Here is a 22889-nt window from a genome sequence, read left to right as displayed (position 1 = left end):
CTAATTTAGTAGAATTTATAAAACTATCCCCTCCGATGCGGAATCATCGGGTTTAACAAACATGAAATTTATTGCTCATTTTTCCAGAATTTTCGTTGGTGTAATTTTTATTTTTTCGGGACTTATCAAGCTCAATGACCCCGTCGGAACAGAAATTAAATTAGAAGAATACTTTGATGTATTTGCCACTGATTTCCCTGCTATGGCTGGTTTTTGGCATTTTTGGGTGCCTTACGCTTTGTATGTTTCTATCTTTTTATGTGCTTTAGAATTGGTTTTGGGCGTTTGTCTTTTGGTACAATATAAACTCAAATCGGCTTCTTGGATATTATTAGCTACCGTTATTTTCTTCGGTTTCTTGACGTTCTATTCAGCCTATTTCAATAAAGTTACAGACTGTGGGTGTTTCGGTGAAACGATTAAATTAAAGCCTTGGACTTCGTTTTGGAAAGATATGGTTTTGATGTTTTTTATCTTAATTATTCTTTGGCAACGCAATATTTTTGCTGATAAAAAAACAGGAATGTGGGTCGGAATGTCAATCATTTTCTGCCTTTTCTTAGGAATTTACGCCGTAAAATTCCTTCCGCCTTATGATGGACTTCCTTACGCTGTTGGGCAAGATATTCCTAAAAACATGAAGCCGTCTGAACCTTTGAGATTTAAGTATATCTACGAAAAAGATGGTAAAACATTAGAATTGAATGAAATGCCAACGGATACAACTTACAAATTTAAGGAAATGATTACCTTGAATCAGGATGAAGCGAAGGCAAAAATTACGGATTATAATATTTGGAAAGATGGCGATTCGACGGATTATAAAGCAGAAAGTTTTGTTGGTAAAAAATTAATGGTTGTTATTCCTGTGGTTGCCAAAGCAAGTACAGATGATATGGATAAAATTAAATCGTTGGCGAAAAGTTTAGAAGGAACAGACGTAAAAGTTTGGATTTTGACAGGTTCACCAGAGGAAGAAATCAATAATTTCCGCCATGAACATCAATTGGCAATTCCTGCTTTTAGTTCAGATACAAAGGTTTTGAAAACTATCGGTAGAGCCAATCCAACGATTTGGTTATTAAAAGACGGTATCGTAAAAGGCAAATGGGCTCACGCCGAAACGCCTGATAAAGAGGAGGTACTTAGTAGGTTTTAGAAGTTAGGTATTGGGTGTTAGAATAAGCATTGAAATGTCTTAGTGAAATAGCTTATCCTAACATACAAGGACTGAACCATAGTGCCAGTTTTCTACGTATTTATAAAATTTCAGTTCTATATGAAAATTCAAAAATTTGAAGACTTAATTGCATGGCAAAAGGCTCAAACTTTAGCTTTGCAAATATATAAAACCTATGCTCCGCTTAGGGATTGGGGTTTTAAAGACCAAATTCAGCGAGCATCGGTATCAGTTTCTAATAATATCGCAGAAGGGTTCGGTAGGAATAGTTTGTTGGAGTACATTAGATTTCTTTACATTGCCCATGCTTCTTGTAACGAAGTTAAATCAATGATTTATTTATCATTTGGACTAAATTATATTTCAGAAGAAACACAAAATGAATTAATTGAAATGTGTAATGAGGAGGGAAGAATCATTAATGGTTTAATCGGTTCTCTGCAAAAACTAAAACCTAATTCCTGATACCCAAAACCTCTTGGTATGAAAAATATTTTCCTAATTGGAATGCCCTCATCGGGCAAAAGTACGCTGGGGCGACAGCTTGCCAAACGCCTTAATTTTCAGTTTATTGACATGGATGATTTAATTACTAATCAAGAATTATCATCTGTTTTTGACATTTTCAAATTTAAAGGTGAAGATTATTTTCGTCAGGTAGAAAGCAAAGTCTTGAAGGGAATTGCTCCTAATCAAAAATTCGTAATTGCTACGGGTGGTGGTGTTCCGTGTTTTTTTGACAATATGGAATACATCAAAACTAACGGAACGAGTATCTTTTTGAATGTTCCTCCTGAAGATTTATTGAAGAGAATCCATAAAACAGATGCCAATAATCGCCCATTGATTGATAAAAGAAAAACGGATGATGAACTTTTAAAGGAATTGACGGCAAGATTTGAATATCGCCTTCAATTTTATGAAAGAGCTGATTTACAGATAGATGGCAATATTGACGTTGACCAACTTCTCTGGCTTTTAGAAGAAATTGAAAGTGAGTGATTTAGTTATGAGGTTTTAGGGATTAGTTGTTAGGTTTTAGTTTATATGTCTAACTATTTTCCTAAAACCTAATTCCCAACCCCTAAAACCTACAATCAAGCATATTTCTTTTTACGAAGAAAACTCTTCAGTAATCCTGCTAAAACCAACACTACGATTGGTAAAATAAGGTTGATTGCTTGCCAATATTCACGGTCGTCTTGCAATGCTACTTTGTCTAAGGGACGAAGTGTAATTTCCTTATTCCGAGCCGTAATAACACCATTATCATCTAAAAGATAATCAACGGCATTCAGCACAAAATCTTTATTGGCAAAGGTATTTCCCGAATATTTATCAAAACCTAAAGGCAAAGGCGTATTTTGCTTACGGTCAAAATCATTTACAGGAATATCGCCATCTGAACACACAATAATTTTTGACGCTTTCCCACTTGGTTTAAATGTCGCTGAACGTGGGTCATTCGGTAAAATTCTGTTCTTAAATAACGACTCAAAATTTCCTTCTAACAATAATCCCACCGTTTGCACACCCGCTTTGTATTGACTTGCATCGAGGGCTTTATTGGCAAAATTATAACTCATGATGGCTGGAGCTTTCAATAATTGCGTGTATTGAGACGTCATCAATAAAGGCGTTTTCGTAATTCCGTTTGCCCTAACAGTATCTAAAGACCCAACATTTTTTGTGTAAACGGCATCTAAATTCTTGACAATTGGTGATTTTCCGAAGGTATTTATTAAAGGAAAATATTGCCAAGGAACAAGCTGAATATTGGCTTTATTGCCAAAATTACCCACATCTAATGGAATAGCGGCACACATTTGAGCATCTTTAATAAGATTCGGATTGAGACGAACTCCGTATTTAAACAACAAATCTTCCAAGCCAACACTTTGCACCTGAGCTACACTTCCTTCTCTGGCTACTGAATCAACTTTTACGGCATCCATGAAGAAAAGAGCCTTACCTCCGTTGATAATAAATTGGTCAATTTTATATTTATCATCATCGTTGAAAGGCTGGTCGGGCTTCATGACCAAAATGCCGTCTAAACCATCAAGTGTAGGAGATTGACGTAAATCAACGGGATATAATTGATAGTTTTTCTTCAATGCTCCAATCAAATCTAACTGATTAACGGCTGGTAATTTTGAGTAATTGACAAAAATACCAATCTTCTTTTTTTGACTTGCCGTAAGTGTTTTGATTGCCGAAGCTAATTGATATTCTACGCCTTCATACGACTGATTGAGAACTTCTTGTGGAGATGCCATTTTGTTCCCTTTCAGTAAAAGTGTAGCAATTTCTTTATCTTGATACGTAATTACAGCTCCCGGAACGACCAAACTTTGCGTTTTTTTGCCATCTTCATTTGCCATAACGTTGGTAGGAGGAATACCTTTTTGAGCTAATTCTACGATTTTTTCATTACGAGTTTTTTCGTTCTTGTATTCAGAATTCAAGTCGATGAAGGCATATTTGATGTTTGTGCCACCATAAATCTGAAATTCGTCCAAAGTTTCACGAACGGCATTTTCTAAGCGTTTAAAACCCGACGGAATACTTTTTCCTGTTAAATAAACTTTCACATAAACTTCATCGTCGAGGTTTTGTAGGAGATTTTTAGTGGCTTCATTAATAGTAAAACGCTTTTCTTCCGTGAGGTCAACTCTAAAGAAAAACTGATTTGCCAACACATTCAAGCCAATTATTGCACCGACTACGAGAAGAATTTGAATGATTTTGTTTTTCATGAAAAAATATAAATAATTGTGTAATAACGAGTTTCAATACTACTAAAACCTAACCCCTAATTAATAACGCTTCAAAATTAGCCAGTATTTGCTTTTTGAGGAAATAAATTTAATTCATCTCCGTATAAATTATAATGTCAGGTGGTTATAGAAACTATTTCCCGATTTCCAATAACCAGTTTCCAATAACCAATCCCTACTTCCTAAACTTTCTCCAAAGATTTTGCCACAACCAAAGCCATTGCTTCCGCAGATTCACTGGCGAATAGATGTTGTGTCATTTGAAGCAAATGAGAATTGTAAATATGTTCTTTATATACTTGATTATCAAGTTTGTAGGCAGTGTCGCAAATAACTAAATGATATTGCTGACTGAATATGTCATAAACAATAATCGGATTAGAAATGCTTGTGCCAACGTCAAAACAGAAAAGAAAAACGGGGAAATCGAATAATTGTAAGCCCTTTAAAGTCGGGACAATTTCTGCATCAAAGTATTCATAATGAAGCAGTTGATGTTCAAAACGCCGTCTTTTCAAACAGTCTGATAATTCTCTTAATTTACGATTCATCACTGCCAATGGCGTTTCAAAAAAATCAAATTGGTTGATAGGTTTCCAGAGGTTACTCCCCAATTCAAGATATTCCATAGCATCATTCGATAAATCTAATTTGTAGTTGAACATCGGATAATGCGGGGCAAAATAGCCTGGATAAAAGAATTTCATGCCTTGCTTTTGGCAAAATTCCATTTTCAAAAGCATCAAATATTTGCCCAAACTATGCTTTTTATAATCAGGGTCATAGAAACAAACAATACCTTCTGAACTATCTTTCCCCAAGTCGATAATACCACAAGCAATAAGTTTTTCGGTATCAAAAACACAAATTTCGTAGGAATTATATACATTTTTAAAGCCATTATCATATAAAAGATGGCTCAATGATGGGGCGGTATCAAAAGGAACGGAGTTTTTATATTTCTCAAATAATGTGAGCCGATTGGTAGCTAAATCTGGTGATGTTGGGTAAATTCTGACTGTGAATTTACTGTTCATCTTCCTGATTTTTTCCTGTGTTTTTGAAGGAATAAATGTTCGTAAATCAACCCGTAACCAAATTGCACTATAAAATAATCCCTTAAATTTCAGAAAGTTAGTAGTGAAAATAGATTGTCCCATTCTAAACCAACCTCTTTCTAAATAATCATCTAATTGTTCGGGTTGGATTGGTTCAGTTGGAAAATGTAATTCTGCAAGCATTTATTTTTATAGAGCGAAAAGCGATTAGCGAAAATGAGTAATTGTTTTATTGGGCAGTCAGTTATCAAATGTTAAATTGTGATTGCTGACTGCCGATAGCTAATTATATCGAAATTCTATTTTTTTGCACGATAATACATCGTTGAGCAATTGTCTTTTGTTAAGGTTTTTGTAGCATATTGGGCAATTTCATCAGTTGTAACTGCTTGAATTCTGCTTGATTCTTGATTGGCGTATTCAACATTTCCCGCATTGGCAGCAAAAGCCAAATTCATGGCACGATTCAATAATTCTACCTCCGAGAAAACTAAGGTTGATTCTGCCTGATTTTTCACTTTGGTTAATTCTTCTTCTGAAACTGGATTTTTTAAGAAATCATCTAAAACATCTTGAATGGCTGCATCGCCTTCCTCAATACTTACGCCTTGGTTCAAATTGCCTTGAATTACCATTAATCCGGGGTCAAGCGAAGCCGTCACATAAGCGTTTACAGAGTTGAAAATTTGGTTTTCCATCACCAATTTATAAAGTCTTGAAGACTTACTTCGTCCCAAAATATCACTAACCAAATCTGTTGCATTGAAGCCCTTATCATGGCGTCCTTGTGTGTGATAAACCTTGTAAATGGCATCTAAAGGCACTTCTGCTTCCGTTTCCAAAAATCTTGAAGCCGTTTGTATTCCTTCGATTGGCAAGTTTTTTTTCACCACATTTCCCGCAGGAATTGGCTCAAACCATTTTTTACAAAGTTGTTTTACTTGTTCAACGGTTACATTTCCTGCCACTACTAAATTGGCATTATTCGGTAAATAATGGTTGTAGAAAAATCCACGCACATCATCCATTACGGCATTTTCAATATGCGAAATTTCTTTACCAATGGTCGCCCATTTGTAAGGGTGTGTTTTATAAGCAAGCGGACGAAGTTTCAACCAAACGTCTCCATAAGGCTGATTTAAGTACCGTTGCTTGAACTCTTCAATCACCACTTTTTGTTGTACATCTAAAACCTTTTGGTCGAAAGAAAGAGCCATCATTCGGTCAGATTCTAACCAAAAAGCGGTTTCAAGATTTACCGCTGGCAAAGTAATATAGTAATTTGTAATATCCGGAGAAGTAAAAGCGTTATTCTCACCGCCTACTTTTTGTAATGGCGTATCGTAAGACGGAATATTTTTTGAACCCCCAAACATTAAGTGTTCAAATAAATGAGCAAAGCCCGTTTTGTGTTCCTCTTCGTCCCTCGACCCCACATTATAAACAATATTGACTGCCGCAAATGGCGTAGAATTATCTTGGTGAACGTAAACCTTTAATCCGTTATCTAATATAAAATGTTCGTAACTTATCATTTCTTAGCGTTTTGTTTGAAATTGCTTGCAATTCTCAAGTAACAATTACTACTTTTAAGAATTCTACTCAAATCCGATTAACAAAGATACTTTATCATTAAAACATTCTCTCTTTTAAACTCGAATTAAAATCCAATATGAAAAAAATATATTCGTTTCCAGAATCGATACTTAGCATAATTAAACAATTTGCATTTTACATTTTTGTGCTTAGTGCCTACTGCCTACTGCCAACTACTTCTAAGGCTCAAATTTTGAATGACGCCGTAACTCGTCAACAAATTTCACAAGGATTAGATAAAATGTACTCTTATGATTTCAAAGAATCGGCTGAGATTTTTGCCAGAATTAAAGCGAAATATCCGCAACATCCTGTGTTTTATACTTTAATGGCAATTCAAACTGAACTACAATATTTCCCTTTGAAAGATTATCCTGCTCAGCAAAAAGTGTATTTGGCGTATTTGAATCAAAGTAGAAATCTTGCAGAAACCATGTTGGATAAAAATGAAGATGACATTGAAGCGAGTTTTTTTGAATTGGCAACTTTAGGATATTTAGCCGCTTTTGATGCTGATAATCAAGAATTTATGAAAGCCGTTGGCGTAGCTAAAAAAGCCTATTCTCATTTGAAAAGAGGTTTAGCTTTAACAGATAAACAACCCGAATTTTTGTATTCGTCGGGCATTTATAATTATTACCGAATTGAATATCCAGAAACGCATCCTGTCATAAAATCTGTGATTTGGATGTTTGCCGATGGAAATAAAAAATTGGGTTTACAACAATTAGATTTAGCCACTAAAAAGACCATTTTCGTAAAAAATGAAGCTACTTTTTATGCTGGATATGTTCATACAAAATACGAGTCAAATTTTGCTAAAGCATTGACTTACAACAATATTTTGATTGATAAATATCCTGATAATTTGTTGTATCAGATGCAAAGAGCAGAGTTTCTGTATGCCGTTGGTCGTTATGAAGATTCGGAAGATTTTGCGGATAAAATTCTGAAACAAAAAGGAGCAATGTTTCAATGTGCGGGTACAATTTTTAAAGGATTAGTAGCCGAAAAACATAAAAAGGACGATAAAACCGCCGAAACTTTATTATTAAGAGGTGTTAAATTGCCATTTGATGAACGTTTCACCAAAGATTATCACGCCCTTGCTTATATGGGACTCGCACGTATTGCGAAACGTGAAGGAGAACTTGATAAAATGAAAGAATACGCAAAAAAGGCAAGTAAATTAGCTGAATATAAATCAACTTTGGCAGAAGCGAAGGCGATTTTGAAGTAGTGATGTATGGCACGCAGATGACGCTGATGTTCCGCAACGCAGATTTAAAAGGATTTTTATTCAATGTATAGAAAATATAATATGAAAATATTTTTTAATCTATTGAAATCTGCGTTGCGAAGCATCAGCGTCATCTGCGTGCTAATCAGTTACCCACGCATTTCCTGCAATAATTTATTCGCAAAAATAAATTCGTTGAGTTCTGGAACGGTTGACGTTCTGATATTATTGCTGTCGCCTTCCCAAAGTTTTTTGCCTTTGTAGAGAAACATAATTTTCTCTCCAATACCGATTACCGAATTCATATCATGGGTAATGACAATGGTGGTGATATTAAATTCATCGGTGATTTCTTTGATTAAATCATCAATTTTTACGGAAGTCAGCGGGTCAAGTCCAGAGTTTGGTTCATCGCAAAATAAGTATTTCGGATTCATCACGATGGCTCTGGCAATCCCAACTCTTTTCTTCATTCCACCCGAAATTTCTGAAGGCATTCTTCCTCCTGCATTATCCAATTCAACTCTTTTTAAACAAAATTCGGCACGGTCAATTTTCTCCTTTTCCGACATATCCGTAAGCATATCCAAAGGAAATTTTACGTTTTCCAATACTGTCTTCGAGTCAAATAATGCTCCTCCTTGAAACAAAACGCCCATTTCACGACGAATCGTTTTACGAGTTTCTTCATCAGAATTATGAAAATCCCGACCATCGTAGAGAATTTGTCCTTTTTCGGGTTTTACAATCCCAATCATACTCTTTAGCAACACACTTTTTCCCGTGCCACTTCCTCCAATAATCAAAGATGTATCCCCAGGTTTAAAAGTGCCATTAATTCCCATGAGTATGTCTCGTCCGTTAAAGGCTTTGTGAATGTCTTTTATTTCAATCATTTGTTGTATGTGTGATTAGGATTTAGAAGTTAGAAAATTAGTTGGCAGGACTTGATTGGTATTTTTTATAAATCGTTCATGGTCAGTTGGTAGATGAACTAAAACTTAATCTCTAAAACCTAAAACCTTCTTATCATACAAATTTAAAGAAACTTACAGATTTTCAATATCATTCAAATATATTTCCGCTTGCTTCAGTATTTCTGCTTTTTGCGAAGATTGCATTTTATTCCAAGTTACGTAAGCCATGCCAATTCTTGGATTTTTGGAAAGTTTGTCTGCATGACGGTCGTAAAAATCCCAGTAAAGGCTATTAAAAGGACAGGCTTTAAATCCAGTTTTCTTAGATTTATCATAAAAACAAGTTCCGCAATAATGGCTCATTTTGTCGATATAATTTGCCGAAGCCACGTAAGGTTTAGAGCCAACAATTCCACCATCAGCATACTGACTCATGCCTCTTGTATTGGTAATTTCAACCCACTGAATGGCATCAATGTAAACGCCTAAATACCACTCGTCCACTTCGTTGGGATTAACACCTGCTAAGAGTGAAAAATTCCCAATCACCATCAATCTTTGAATATGATGAGCATACGCAAAGTCTAAACTTTGTCCGACAGAATGTTTCAGACAGTTCATTTTTGTTTGTCCATTCCAAAACCAATTGGGAAGTTTTCTATCGTGATTGAAATAATTAAGGGTTTCATAATCAGGCATTTTTCCCCAATAAATGCCCCGCATATATTCACGCCAACCAATAATTTGTCTAACAAAACCTTCAATTTGCGAAATACTGATTTTATCCTGATTTTCCTCCCAAAACTTTATGGCTTTTTCTATTACTTCCAAAGGAGAAATCAATTTTACATTCATTGAAAATGATAATCGAGAATGATAGATTGACCAATAGGAGGGGTGCATAGCATCTTCGTAAGTTCCGAAGTTTTCAAGGCAATTCTCCACAAAAAAATCTAAAAGTGCTAAAGATTCTGCTCGTGTCGTTGCCCAAATAAACGCTTTAGGGTTTACTCTACCAATGGTTTTAATTTCTTGTTTTTGTACTAATTCATACATTTTAGAAACGTCTTTGTCGAATGTTAATGGCTCAACAGGACGGTGATTATTTGGTAGTTTTTTGCGGTTATCAGCATCATAATTCCATTGTCCCGTCAAAGGTTCTGAACCATCCATCAAAATACCGTATTTCTTCCGCATCATTCGGTAGAAATTTTCCATCAAAAATGTCTTTTTACCTTTGAAAAACTCCGAAAACTCAGACGGTGAAATCATAAAATGCTCCGTATCGCAACCTGATTTTTTAGCAAAATCTTTCAACTGCTCACTCAACCGATATTCATCAGGTTGCTGATATTCAAAGGCTTCAATATTAAGTTCTTGAATAAGATTATCAAGATTTTGAGTGAGTGATTGCGTATTCTTTTCATCGTCTAATGTCAAATAAATTACTTGATGACCTTGCGTTCGTAAGTCTTCTGCAAAGGCACGCATAGCCGTAAAAAAAGCAATGATTTTTTGAATATGGTGATTTACATAATCCGTCTCTTGCCGAATTTCCATCATCACATAAATGATATTTTGGTCTTTTTGCTGATACCAAGAATGTTGGTGATTGAGTTGGTCGCCGAGGATAAGGCGTAGGATTTGTTTTTGCATACTCAATAAACCAATTTCATAAAATGTTGTTTGAATAAAATAGTAAGTTTAATTGTATTCAACTTTAAAGTTTTAATTTTTATTTTAAATTGATATATTCAAACTTTAAAGTGTATATTTGTGTTTGCAATATAACTCTTACACTTAGATGACAAAAGACATAGTTCAAAGCTTTTTAGATGACTTTAAAGTCAAAATGATGATTCTGGATATTGTTTTTTTGAATAACAGAGTCAAAAATGCTCAGACATTAGCACTCCTTGAAATACCTGTATCGAAACAAAAACAAATTATTGAAGAATTAGCCATTGAAAATTACTCAGAAGGTCCAATTGAAGATACAAATTTTGTGGGTAGTCCTCTTTGGGTATTTGGTAAATCCATTAAAGGCCATGAATTATACATCAAAATTTCGATGGGTTTGCCCAACCGTAGTACCATTTGTATCTCCTTTCATATTGCAGAATTTCCCATTAACTATCCATTAAAATAAACAATAAGATGAAACCAATATTGAGTCCTTTTAGTGAAAAAACGCTAAACGTGCAGTCGAGGAAAGAGAAAATAACTTTTCGTAAAGAAGAGTTTGAAGTGGTTTATCATTTTTATGAAGATTTAGGACAAGAATTCACCACGCCCGAAACTGACGAATTAACCTTATTACAGGTGTATAATCAGTATCGTGAAAAATATAAATTGCCTTTTCCTGAGCAAATAAAAGCCATTAGAGAAAAATATGAGCTTTCGGCTTCCAAGATGTCGGAAGTTTTAGGGTTAGGGATTAATGTTTATCGTCAGTACGAAAGTGGCGAAATGCCCAATCAATCCAATGCTCGATTGATTCAATTAGCCAACGACCCAGAAGAATTTAGAAAGTTGATATTATTGAGTGATGCTTTTCAAGAAAAGGAATTGGATAGAGTTTTGAAGCGAGTAGATGGACTGATTCAAGCCGAAAAACAGATTTCTTTTGATGATTTATTGAGTGAATACGTGCTTGGAAATATTGAAAAACTATCCTCGACAAATGGTTATAAACAACCTACCATTCAGAAAACCATGCAGGTAATTTGTTATTTGGTAGATAAGCTAAAACCTTGGAAAACGGGTTTAAATAAATTGCTTTTTTACACCGACTTTCTGCATTACCACAACAATGGCGTAGCATTGATGGGTTTAGAATATCGAGCAATCCAACACGGAACAGTACCCACCAATTATGAAATGTTATTAGCCTATACTTCCCAAAAGGGATTTATCGAAGCCAAACAAAAAGAATCTGCCAACGGATTTATAGGAGAACAGTATTTTTTGGGAGAAGAAAGCCAAACCACAGAAAGCACCTTTACACCGCTTGAACTCCAAACTCTCGAAAAAGTGGTTGAGCTATTTAAAGGAAAAACCACCAAACAAATAGTAGAAATTAATCATTTAGAATCCGCTTGGATTGATAATCAGGAATTGAAACGGGTGGTGGATTATGAGTTTGCGTTTGGGTTGAGGGGTGAGGGGATAAGTTTCTATAATTAATCTTAACTTTCATACAAGTTTTCTTTACATTATATTTGTTGACAATGTTAAAATCTATCAAAAGAAAAGATAAAATAATGATGCAGTATAATATAGTAGATCTTTTTTCGGGTTGTGGAGGATTTTCATACGGCTTTGAAAGTGCGGGCTTTAATGTTCTTTTAGGAGTTGATAATGATGAAAAATCCTTAAAAACCTTTGAAAAGAATCATAAGAATTCGAAAGGATTAAAATTAGATTTACATGAAGATGAAGCTATTGATACAATTATAGAGAAATTAGGTGATAAGGTTGTAGATGTAATTATTGCTGGTCCTCCATGTCAAGGATTCTCTCTAACAGGAAGAAGAGATGAGAATGATAAAAGAAATAAACTCTTTTATTCTGTTTTTAAATTAGCAGAAAAAGTAAACCCTAAAGCAATAATCATAGAAAATGTTCCTGGGTTAGCAACACTTTATGAAGGACAAGCCAAGAAAACAATTTTAGAAGAATTCTATAAATTGGGCTTTACATCAAATTTTAAAGTATTATTTGCTCCAGATTATGAAGTACCTCAGATTAGAAAAAGGATTTTTTTTGTAGGGCTATCTCCAGAGTTTGGGGAGTTTGAATTTCCAATACCTATCTTAAAAGAAGAGGAGTATAACACTTGTGAAGATGCAATTAGTGATTTACCTACTCGGGAATTTGAGTTAGGTGAAGAAATTGACGAATATGATAAAGAGCCTAAATCAGAGTATCAGAAAAGATTACGAAAAGGTTCAACTGCACTTTATAATCATGTATCCTCTAAACACACTGAGCATGTAATTAATGTAATTTCACAAGTGCCAGAAGGAGGTAATCATAAAAATTTGCCTCCTGGAGTAGGAGATAGTAGAAAGTTTAATGAAGCATGGACAAGATACCACAGTAAAAAACCTTCTAAAACAATTGATACAGGGCATAGAAATCATTTTCATTATAAATTTAACCGTATTCCAACGGTGAGAGAAAATGCACGGTTACAATCTTTTCCTGATTGTTTTGTTTTTGAAGGAAATAAAACTCAACAAAATAGACAAGTAGGTAATGCTGTTCCTCCTTTATTGGGTTTTCATATTGCAAAACAATTATTAAAATTTTTAAACAAAAATGGAGAATAATAGAAAATATAATGTCATTGATTTATTTGCAGGTTGTGGAGGATTAACGGATGGATTTGAACAGACTGGTAAATACAATACATTGGCGTGTTTAGAATGGGAAAAGAAACCCTGTGAAACTCTAAGTAAAAGATTGACCAACAAATGGGGAATAGATGGAGAAAAAATAGTTTTAAGATTTGACATACAAAGGACATACGAGTTATTTTATGGTTGGAATGATACTGACTATGGGCAAAATAATGGATTATGTAGTCTAATTGGTGATAAGTCTATCGATTTGATTATTGGCGGTCCTCCATGTCAAGCATATTCTATTGCAGGAAGAATTCGGGATGAAAATAGGATGAATGATGATTATAGGAATTTCCTTTTTGAGAGTTATTTGGAAGTTGTGGATAAATTTAGACCAAAAGTATTTGTTTTTGAAAATGTTGAAGGCTTATTGAGTGCTTCACCAGGTGGTATTTCAATAGTTGATAGAATTACAAAAGCCTTTTCTGAAATTGGGTATGAAATAACAGACAACTTACGACAGCTTGCTCTACTTGACTGTTCTAAGTTTGGCATTCCTCAATCAAGGAAAAGACTAATTATTTTGGGAGTAAATCGTGAATTAATAGAAGAAGAGCCGCAAGTGGCTTTGTATGATTTTTATGAGGTTATTATAAAAAAATACTTAACTAAAGAAGTTAATACAGTACGTCATGCAATTGGTAATATGCCAAAAATGTTTCCTCTTGATAGTCCACAAAAAATTAATGGAAAATTATTTAGCCATACTTATGATAGAAATCAAGAGTTCTTAAATAATTTACCAAGGACTCAAAGCCAAAGAGATATTTCTATTTTTAAATTATTGACAGAGGACATAGAAACAGGTAGAAATGAATATATTAAAACTGACAAATTAAAAGAGTTATATACAAAAGTAACAGGTAGAAATTCAAATGTCCATAAATACCATGTACTCAGGTGGGATAAACCAAGCAATACAATTCCTGCACACTTATATAAAGATGGACTTCGTCATATACATCCAGACAGTAATCAGGCAAGAACAATTACGATTAGAGAAGCGGCAAAACTTCAAACATTTGAAGATGATTTTGAATTTTTAGGAAGCCAACAAGACCAATATAAAATGATTGGCAATGCAGTTCCACCACTTTTTGCAAAAAAAATCGCATTAGCTACAAATGAATTTATAGAAAAATATTATGGCAAAATACTACATAAAGAAATTAGGTTTTCAAGAGTTGGGCAGTCCTAAGCCTGATGGAAGCGTTTCAAGAGGAAGATATATCTATGTATCAAAACAGGTTCAATCTTTTTTTCCTCAATTATCAAAAGTTATAACAAATGATGCTGTTGTTATACCCATAGTACCCTTTTTTAAAAATGAAAAAGTATATTCATGGTATGTATATCATAACGACAAATATAATCAGTCAAATGGTACGAGAGATGAGTTTCGCATTTATTTGAATAAACTTATAGACCCTAATAAACTTTATCAGCCCAATGATATTGTTGTTTTTGAAAGAGTTGAACAGAATGATAATGAGCTAATGCCTCTATATTTCATGTATCGGTTTGATAATGAAAATGAAAACTACCACTTTTTGACTTCTTTAATAACTAACTCAAAGATTAAAGGTGGTCATGCTCTTTTTGAAGGTGATTTACCTTTTATAGAACATAATACAAATAATGTCGAAAATATTAAAGTTATCATTGCAAATGATGCTGAAAGAGAGATAGTAAAACAACAAGATGAAATTTTACAGGAGTTTACTATTGCTAATGATACTACAAAGCAACAAGAAGAAAATTTAGAAGAGAATGAAAATTACGAAGATATAGAACAAATTAGAGGTGCCCATTTGTTTAACTCTGTGAGTTTTAGAGATTTTGTATTATTAGCTTATGACTATAAATGTGCAATTACTGAAAAAGTAATTTATTGGAATTCATTTTATAATTTAGAAGCTGCTCATATAAAACCTAAAGCACATTTAGGAACTTTTTTGCCTTGCAATGGCATAGCACTTTGTCGAGATATGCACTGGGCTTTTGATAAAGGATTTATCACTATCGACAATGAATTAAAAGTAATAGTTCATGAGGATGTTAAAAATACTCTTTTAAACGAATATCATGGTAAGAAAATCATTGTTCCTAAAGTTGAATATTTTCAACCATCTATTATTTTTCTTAAACACCATCAAACAAATGTTTTTGGTATGTTTAAATATTCAGGTATGATCAGAAAAATATAAATTACAAAAAAAGCCGTTTCAGATTATCTGAAACGGCTTTTTCAATATAAAAACGAATTCCTATTTAGAACTCAAAACTGCACCATAATACTCACGGTTCATACGAGCTATGTTTTCCAATGAAATACCTTTTGGACATTCAGCTTCGCAAGCTCCTGTGTTGGTACACGCTCCGAAACCTTCTGTATCCATTTGTGCAACCATTTTCTCGGCACGCATAGTACGTTCTGCTTGTCCTTGTGGTAATAAAGCTAATTGAGAAATCTTCGCTGAGGTAAACAACATCGCCGAAGCATTTTTACAAGCTGCTACACAAGCACCACAACCGATACACGCTGCTGCTGCAAATGCCTCATCTGCATGGTCTTTACCGATTGGTAAAGCGTTGGCATCTTGTGCGTTACCTGTGTTTACAGAAACGTAACCACCCGCAGAAATGATACGGTCGAAAGCTGAACGGTTTACCGCTAAGTCTTTTACAATTGGGAATGCTTGAGCTCTCCAAGGTTCAACTGTAATAGTATCACCGTCTTTGAAACTACGCATGTGTAACTGACAAGTAGTTACACCTTTGTTTGGTCCGTGAGGCTCTCCGTTGATATACATTGAACACATACCGCAAATACCTTCACGGCAGTCATGGTCGAATGCTACTGGAGAATCTCCTTCGTTGATAAGACGTTCGTTCAAAACATCAAACATCTCTAAGAAAGACATATCTTCTGATACACCTGCAACTTTATAGTCTTGAAAATTGCCTTCTGAGTTGGCATTTTTCTGACGCCACACTTTGAGCGTCAAATTCATATTTCCTTCCATTATTTATTAGGATTTAGGGGTTGGGGGGTAGGATTTAGTGTTGCCCTTCACTCGGAAGATTTAACTTTTCATTCAATGATTTTAATAAGCTGTTTAATAAAATCAGAACTTCTTCTATTTTCTTTTTACCCTCTAACGCCTGAATATTTGTGATATAACCTAAATTCTCTGAAATAATAATACAGGTTTCTGCTTCCATAATTGACCCACGAGCTATTCTTAAAAATTGAATATAACTTTGGGTACTGTGTCGTCCATATCCTTCTGCAATATTGAGTGAAACTGATACCGTTGCACGTCTTAATTGAGAGGTAAGCCCAAATGTTTCATCTTTGGGAAAACTTTTTGATAAATTATAGATAAAGGTTACAAGCTCAATCGCTTTTTGCCAAACTCGTAAATCTTTATAACTTTTTATCATTGTTTTGAGAACTATATTATGAAAGTTAAGATTTAGAACTTAGTTTATTTTACGTAATTACGTTTCTATATCTAAATCCTAAATCCCAACCCCTAACCACTATTTATAATTTCTTTGAGCAATTTTAATATTTTCGTAAACTAACTCTTCTTTGTGTAATTCATACGCTGACTGACCTTTGTATTCCCATGCGGCAACATACATATAGTTTTCGTCATCACGTTTTGCTTCTCCGCCGTCTTCTTGGAATTCTTCACGGAAGTGTCCTCCACATGATTCATTACGGTTAAGAGCATCAATACACATCAATTCGCCAAGTTCTAAGAAGTCAGCTACACGAGCCGCTTTTTCTAATTCTGGGTTGAATTCGTCTGCATCTCCCGGAATTCTTACATCTGCCCAGAATTCTTTCTGTAATGCTTGAATTTCAACGATTGCTTCTTTCAAACCAGCTTCGTTACGAGCCATACCACACTTATCCCACATGATTTTTCCTAATTTCTTATGGAAATAATCAACAGATTTCGTGCCTTTAATACCCATCAATTTGTCAATAGTCTCTTGAACAGCTTTTTCAGAAGCCACAAACTCAGGAGCATCAGTTGGGATTGCTTTTGTACGAATATCTCCTGCCAAATAAGCACCAATTGTATATGGTAATACGAAATAACCATCAGCCAAACCTTGCATTAAAGCAGAAGCTCCCAAACGGTTAGCACCGTGGTCAGAGAAGTTTGCTTCTCCCAAAGCATAAAGCCCAGGAACAGTTGTCATTAAGTTATAATCAACCCAAAGTCCACCCATTGTATAGTGAACCGCAGGATAAATACGCATTGGAACTTCGTAAGGGTCTTCGCCAGTAATTTGCTTATACATATCAAACAAGTTACCGTATTTCTCTTTTACTACTTCTTTACCCATTACTTGCAATTCTTCAGTAGATGGATTAGCAAGTCCTTTTTTGTTGGCTTCGATACGACCATAACGTAAGATAGCTTCTGCATAGTCAAGATAAACTGCCATTTTAGAAGTACCCACACCATAACCTGCATCACAACGTTCTTTAGCCGCACGAGAGGCAATATCACGAGGCACTAAGTTACCAAAAGCAGGATAACGACGTTCTAAATAATAATCACGCTCATCTTCTGGAATTTGAACGGCTAAACGAGTATCATTTTGTTTTTTAGGAACCCAAATACGACCGTCATTACGCAATGATTCTGACATCAAAGTCAATTTCGATTGGTGGTCGCCTGATACAGGAATACAAGTTGGGTGAATTTGTGTATAGCAAGGGTTTGCGAAGAATGCACCTTTGCGGTGAGCTTTCCAAGCAGCCGTTACGTTAGACCCCATTGCGTTTGTAGAAAGATAGAATACGTTACCATATCCACCTGTACACAATAACACAGCGTGTCCGAAATGTCTTTCTAATTTACCAGAAATCAAATCACGAGCAATGATACCACGAGCTTTGCCGTCAATCATTACTACGTCCATCATTTCGTGGCGAGTGTACATCGTTACGTTACCTAAACCAACCTGACGTTGTAAAGCAGAATAAGCACCTAACAATAATTGTTGTCCAGTTTGTCCAGCAGCATAAAAAGTACGTTGTACTTGCGTACCACCAAATGAACGGTTTGATAATAACCCACCATATTCACGAGCAAAAGGAACACCTTGAGCCACACATTGGTCGATAATATTACCAGAAACTTCAGCTAAACGGTGTACGTTTGCTTCTCTTGCACGGTAGTCACCACCTTTAATGGTATCATAAAATAAACGGTGAATAGAGTCACCATCATTTTGGTAATTTTTGGCAGCATTGATACCACCTTGAGCAGCAATTGAGTGAGCTCTACGTGGAGAATCTTGGAAACAGAAAGCTTTCACTTTGTATCCTAATTCAGCCAATGAAGCAGCAGCAGAAGCACCAGCTAAGCCAGTACCTACCACGATAACTTCGATATTCCGCTTGTTAGCAGGGTTTACTAAAGGTACTGATGATTTGAACTTTGTCCATTTTTCATCAATTGAACCGTTAGGTATTTTAGCATCTAATTTAGTTGACATAAACGTATTTATTTCAGTTAGAAGTCTTCAGTTTACCAATTTACTATATCCTAAAAACTTACAACTATTGACTTATGACTTAAAGATTATTTAATCCAACCCAAGTGCATGGCAATTGGCATGGCAGCAAATATCAAAGGAATAAGAATTGAGAATCCTGCACCTAAACATTTAACAAAAGGAGTGTATTTTGGGTGATTCCAACCCATTGTTTGGAAGGCACTCTGGAAACCATGTAATAAATGGTAAGCCAAAGAAAGACATCCTACAACATACAATACTACTGGAATAGGGTTAGCAAAAACCTCTACCATTTCTTGGAAAAGAGTTTTTTGTCCTCCAGAAATGACATCAGTAAAACGACTTACTACCCAAAAGTGACGTAAGTGAACTACCAAGAAAATCAATAATAATGAACCTAAAAGACCCATTGAACGAGAATACCAAGTTGAGTTAGCTTCGCCTTTTACAACTGCATACTTTACTGGACGTTTTTCGTTGTTTGATTTCCAAAGCATCAATCCATCCACGATGTGAATAAGAAGTCCTGCCATAAGACCAACTTCTGAAATTCTGATGAATAAATTGTGTGCCATAAATTCAGCGGCTTCGTTGAATGTATGCCCTCCATCATTAAGAAAAATACAAGCATTAATTGCACAATGCACTACAAGAAAGGCAATTAACGAAAGCCCCGTAACAGCCATAATGAGTTTTCTACCCAATGAACTTGTTAATGTTTTTGTTACCCAAGACATTTTTTATTTGTTTTAGTTATCAGTAATTAAGTTATTAGTTATTGGTAATTAGTGACTAATTGCTGATGGTTAGAAATTACTGATTAGTTGAAGATTTTTCAAAGAGATAATTTTGTTTAATAATTTCACAAACGAAGTCTTTAATAAAACCAACAAACATTCTCAGCCAATCACTAATCACCAATCACAATTCACAAATAACTTACTCCAAAACTACTACCCAAACGGCTGTCTTTCAAATTATCTATCACTTTTTCGCAATTATTTATAATGTTTTTACGTTTTTTTACAATAAAATAAGAATGTGCCGTTAAATTCTGTTTTATTAAAAACGGTATCGAAACATTTGATTTTTCAACCTTGTGTTTTAAAAATTTGTTTTGTTTGTCGGTAAAAAAAAATAATGTTTTAACTTGTGGGCAAAAGCTTGACCTTTTTATTCAACGTCACATGAAATTAAGATTACTATATATCCTCGTGCTGGGATTTTTTCTGAGCCTTTACTCTACCAAAACTTACGCCACTCACTTGAGAGGAGGTGAGATTTCTATTAAAAGGATTTCTACCACTTCACTCACTTATGAATTTACGCTAACCATTTATTGTGATAATACTTCTGGAGGCGGATTGACAGCTTGGAGTCAACAAAAAACGGCTAAATTTTGCTTTGGAGATGGATTAGGTGTTATCATTGAAGCTCCCAGAATTAATGGAGGAGGAAATGGTGAAGACCTTGGCAATGGTGTAGCCAAAGGAGTTTATAAAGCTACTTATACTTTTGCGGCTGCGGCTGACTATAAGGTTTCGGTAGCGATTTCTAACAGAAATGCCAATGTAAGAAACATGGCGGGAACTTCCGACCAAATTCCTTTTTATGTAGAAACAATTTTGAAGGTGAATCCGGGTTTGGGGCAAAACTCGACGCCCATTTTATTGAACCCCGCAGTTGATTTAACGGCAGTGATAGGACAGAAATTTATTCATAACCCTAACGCAATTGATGTAGAGGGGGATAGTCTTGCCTATAAGTTAGTTCCTTGTAGAAAAGGTAATCAAGATGATTGTAAAGACCGAGGAACGGCAATTACGGGTTTTGTTCAGCCCAATGAGGTCGCTTCTGCCTCAAGTAACTTTACCATTAATCCACGCACAGGAGATTTAGTTTGGGATGTTCCACAAGAACAAGGTTTGTATAACTGTGCCTTTATTGTAGAAGAATGGAGAAATGGCGTACTGATTTCAATAACGGTGCGTGATATGCAAATTGAAGTAAAAGATGCTGATAACGCTGCCCCCAAAATAAAAATCCCTGACGATATTTGTGTGGAAGCTGGGACGTCAATAAATGAAATTATTACGGCAACTGATACTCCTTCAAAAACAGGTAGAATGGATAATTTGACTATTTTATCAACAGGAGCGGTATATAAATTACCTGACGGAACAACATTTATTTCGCCTGATTATGCGGTATTTACTTCAACGGCTAATCAACCATCTACCGCTTCTGGAAGATTCGTTTGGAAAACAAGTTGTAGTCATATCAGGCAAGAACCTTATGATATTTTATTTAAAGTATCTGATTTGCCACTTTCTAAAAGTATTCCGAGCTTAGTAGATAGTAAAAACTGGCGTATTAAAGTGATTGCCCCAAGAATTAAAAATCTAAAACTTACGCCAAACGCAGGTAGCCGAACCATGACTTTACAATGGGATAGTTATGCGTGTCAAAACACAGGTGCGGTTATCATTATTTACCGAAAAGAAGGTTGTGATACCTATAAACCTCCTGTTTGTACCGTTGGTTTACCTGCTAATTTAGGATATGTAGAAGTGGGTCGTGTACCTGTAAATGCAACAACTTTTACAGATAGAAATCTTAAACGAAATACTGATTATAGTTATCGTACTGTGGTATTATTCACTAATGGAACAAATACTACCATGAGTGTAACTTCAGACCAAGTTTGTGCTAATTTACCATTTCAAGGGCCAGTAATTACCAATGTTACCGTTGATAAAACTGATGCTACCAATGGAGAAATTACGGTGAGATGGACTCGTCCAATAAGTTTGGATAAAGTACAGTTTAAAGGACCATATCAATTCCGTTTATTCAGAGCAACTGGCGAAACAGGTGCTACGGGCTTTACACAAGTATCACCAAATATTGATACAGATTTGACCGTCGGGAAATTGGATACACTTTTCACCGATAAAGCACTGAATACTACTAATAATGTATATCGCTATCGTTTAGTTTTTTATTACACAGATAACGCAACATTGACGGCATTAGATACTGCCGAAATGGCAAGTAGTGTACGTTTAACGGCAACAGGCGGATTGAAAAATGTAAGTTTGACATGGCAAGCTACTGTACCTTGGACTAACGACAATCAAGCTCACAGAATCTATCGTGAAACCAAACAAGGTTCTGGTATTTTTAACAGAATAGCCGACGTTCCTGTTACAAACACAAGCTCATTTAGATTTACAGATACAGGAGCAGATACTTATGCCGCAGATGGAATTGTTCTTGCTAAAATGTCTCCTGATTCTTCATATTGTTATAAAATTGAAACTGTTGGAACTTACGGTGATGCGAAAATAAAACCAGCATTGCTGTATAATTTCTCGCAAATTACTTGTGCAACACCATTCCTGTTACCGTGTCCTCCTGACTTAACAATTGATATTTTAGATTGTAATCAGATTAAAAATGACGCTTCAAAGTGTAATCAAACCACTTTTGAAAACAAGTTGAAATGGACAATGCCAACCAAAACAAGTGCTATTGAGGAATGCGACCCTGAGATTGTGAAATATACCATTTATTTCTCCGCACGTTCTGGTGCAGCTTTCACAAAGATAGGAGAGGTTACATCGCCAACACCACCAGAGAAAGCATTTACACATACAAAAACAGACTCATATTTGGGTTGTTATTATGTAACGGCAACGAACCGTTTTGGTAAAGAAAGTGAAAGAAGTAATGTAGTTTGTAAAGACAATTGTACCAGCTTTGAATTGCCAAATATCTTTACGCCAAATGGTGACGGTAAAAATGATATTTTTCAAGCAATGAAATGCCCACAAGCGGTGCAAGGTGTAAACTTCATTGTTTATAATCGTGCAGGACAAAAAGTTTATGAATATACAGGTCCAAAATTAGAATGGAACGGAACAGATGCTTCTGGCAATCAAATGCCAGCAGGGTCATATTTTTATACTTGTGACGTACAATTCTTAACATTAGACCCAGCTTCGCCATTATTAAGTTTAAAAGGCTGGGTAGAATTGGTTAGATAATAGTTTTGACAATAAATTTTAAACGTCGTTGAACACTTCCATAATCGAATTGTTCAACGACGTTTTTTGTTTGTTTGAACTATGATTTATAAGATTAGAATATTTCATAA

At 35.1% G+C, this 22889-nt stretch carries 19 protein-coding genes; 10 read left to right on the top strand and 9 right to left on the bottom strand.

Going from position 1 to position 22889, the window contains the following annotated elements:
- Window positions 1–61: 61 nt before the first annotated feature.
- From LV89_RS05280 to LV89_RS05270, 3 genes are all read left to right on the top strand, one after another.
- Window positions 62–1159, top strand: coding sequence for a BT_3928 family protein (locus LV89_RS05280; protein ID WP_109741828.1), 1098 nt, complete (start codon window positions 62–64; stop codon window positions 1157–1159).
- Window positions 1160–1279: 120 nt separating this feature from the next.
- Entirely contained in the window at window positions 1280–1645 is a 366-nt protein-coding gene (locus LV89_RS05275) for a four helix bundle protein (RefSeq protein ID WP_109741827.1), read from the top strand.
- Between the two features lie 18 nt (window positions 1646–1663).
- A complete protein-coding gene (locus LV89_RS05270) occupies window positions 1664–2182 on the top strand; it encodes a shikimate kinase (RefSeq protein WP_109741826.1) in 519 nt (172 codons plus the stop codon).
- Between the two features lie 95 nt (window positions 2183–2277).
- Here the strand turns inward: LV89_RS05270 and gldG are convergent, their stop codons facing one another.
- The 3 genes from gldG to LV89_RS05255 form a co-directional block, all read right to left on the bottom strand.
- Window positions 2278–3939, bottom strand: a complete 1662-nt coding sequence (gene gldG / locus LV89_RS05265; RefSeq protein ID WP_109741825.1) for a gliding motility-associated ABC transporter substrate-binding protein GldG — start codon at window positions 3937–3939, stop codon at window positions 2278–2280.
- Window positions 3940–4142: 203 nt separating this feature from the next.
- Window positions 4143–5201 carry an arginyl-tRNA--protein arginylyltransferase gene (locus LV89_RS05260; RefSeq protein WP_109741824.1) on the bottom strand — a complete coding sequence of 353 codons (1059 nt, stop codon included), beginning with the start codon at window positions 5199–5201 and terminating at the stop codon, window positions 4143–4145.
- A 116-nt stretch (window positions 5202–5317) separates the two neighbouring features.
- Window positions 5318–6553: a M16 family metallopeptidase gene (locus LV89_RS05255; RefSeq protein ID WP_109741823.1), complete on the bottom strand. Its 1236-nt coding sequence runs from the start codon at window positions 6551–6553 to the stop codon at window positions 5318–5320.
- 137 nt (window positions 6554–6690) lie between these two features.
- On the opposite strand from LV89_RS05255, the gene LV89_RS05250 reads away from it, so the two are divergent.
- Window positions 6691–7854, top strand: coding sequence for a hypothetical protein (locus LV89_RS05250; protein ID WP_109741822.1), 1164 nt, complete (start codon window positions 6691–6693; stop codon window positions 7852–7854).
- A 149-nt stretch (window positions 7855–8003) separates the two neighbouring features.
- Here LV89_RS05250 and LV89_RS05245 read toward each other — a convergent pair whose 3' ends face one another.
- Window positions 8004–8750, bottom strand: coding sequence for an ABC transporter ATP-binding protein (locus LV89_RS05245; protein ID WP_109741821.1), 747 nt, complete (start codon window positions 8748–8750; stop codon window positions 8004–8006).
- 153 nt (window positions 8751–8903) lie between these two features.
- Window positions 8904–10427 carry a cryptochrome/photolyase family protein gene (locus tag LV89_RS05240; protein ID WP_109741820.1) on the bottom strand — a complete coding sequence of 508 codons (1524 nt, stop codon included), beginning with the start codon at window positions 10425–10427 and terminating at the stop codon, window positions 8904–8906.
- Between the two features lie 148 nt (window positions 10428–10575).
- On the opposite strand from LV89_RS05240, the gene LV89_RS05235 reads away from it, so the two are divergent.
- Genes LV89_RS05235 through LV89_RS05215 form a run of 5 tightly spaced genes read left to right on the top strand, consistent with a single transcriptional unit; the run spans window position 10576 to window position 15387 of the window.
- Window positions 10576–10920: a toxin gene (locus LV89_RS05235; protein ID WP_109741819.1), complete on the top strand. Its 345-nt coding sequence runs from the start codon at window positions 10576–10578 to the stop codon at window positions 10918–10920.
- 8 nt (window positions 10921–10928) lie between these two features.
- Window positions 10929–11957, top strand: a complete 1029-nt coding sequence (locus tag LV89_RS05230; RefSeq protein ID WP_109741818.1) for a type II toxin-antitoxin system antitoxin SocA domain-containing protein — start codon at window positions 10929–10931, stop codon at window positions 11955–11957.
- A gap of 44 nt (window positions 11958–12001) precedes the next feature.
- Entirely contained in the window at window positions 12002–13105 is a 1104-nt protein-coding gene (locus LV89_RS05225) for a DNA cytosine methyltransferase (protein WP_211321150.1), read from the top strand.
- The gene (locus LV89_RS05220; RefSeq protein WP_109741817.1) at window positions 13095–14378 is read left to right on the top strand and encodes a DNA cytosine methyltransferase; all 1284 of its coding nucleotides are present in this window, start codon (window positions 13095–13097) and stop codon (window positions 14376–14378) included. Before LV89_RS05225 ends, LV89_RS05220 begins: the two co-directional genes overlap by 11 nt.
- On the top strand, window positions 14326–15387 hold the full coding sequence (locus tag LV89_RS05215; RefSeq protein WP_109741816.1) for an HNH endonuclease: 1062 nt from the start codon (window positions 14326–14328) through the stop codon (window positions 15385–15387). Before LV89_RS05220 ends, LV89_RS05215 begins: the two co-directional genes overlap by 53 nt.
- 60 nt (window positions 15388–15447) lie before the next feature.
- Here the strand turns inward: LV89_RS05215 and LV89_RS05210 are convergent, their stop codons facing one another.
- The 4 genes from LV89_RS05210 to LV89_RS05195 form a co-directional block, all read right to left on the bottom strand.
- The gene (locus LV89_RS05210) at window positions 15448–16194 is read right to left on the bottom strand and encodes a succinate dehydrogenase/fumarate reductase iron-sulfur subunit (RefSeq protein ID WP_109741924.1); all 747 of its coding nucleotides are present in this window, start codon (window positions 16192–16194) and stop codon (window positions 15448–15450) included.
- A 46-nt stretch (window positions 16195–16240) separates the two neighbouring features.
- Window positions 16241–16627 (bottom strand): four helix bundle protein, encoded by a 387-nt coding sequence (locus LV89_RS05205; protein WP_109741815.1) that lies wholly within the window; start codon window positions 16625–16627, stop codon window positions 16241–16243.
- Between the two features lie 99 nt (window positions 16628–16726).
- Entirely contained in the window at window positions 16727–18709 is a 1983-nt protein-coding gene (locus LV89_RS05200; protein ID WP_109741814.1) for a fumarate reductase/succinate dehydrogenase flavoprotein subunit, read from the bottom strand.
- An 86-nt stretch (window positions 18710–18795) separates the two neighbouring features.
- Window positions 18796–19467 carry a succinate dehydrogenase cytochrome b subunit gene (locus LV89_RS05195; RefSeq protein ID WP_109741813.1) on the bottom strand — a complete coding sequence of 224 codons (672 nt, stop codon included), beginning with the start codon at window positions 19465–19467 and terminating at the stop codon, window positions 18796–18798.
- A gap of 450 nt (window positions 19468–19917) precedes the next feature.
- Here LV89_RS05195 and LV89_RS05190 point away from each other — a divergent pair, with 450 nt between their 5' ends.
- Window positions 19918–22779: a T9SS type B sorting domain-containing protein gene (locus LV89_RS05190; protein WP_146199083.1), complete on the top strand. Its 2862-nt coding sequence runs from the start codon at window positions 19918–19920 to the stop codon at window positions 22777–22779.
- The last annotated feature ends 110 nt before the right edge of the window (window positions 22780–22889 follow it).

The organism is Arcicella aurantiaca (assembly GCF_003148625.1).
In the GTDB taxonomy this organism is placed as follows: Bacteria; Bacteroidota; Bacteroidia; order Cytophagales; family Spirosomataceae; genus Arcicella; species Arcicella aurantiaca.
This window is presented reverse-complemented; position numbering and strand designations above follow the sequence as displayed.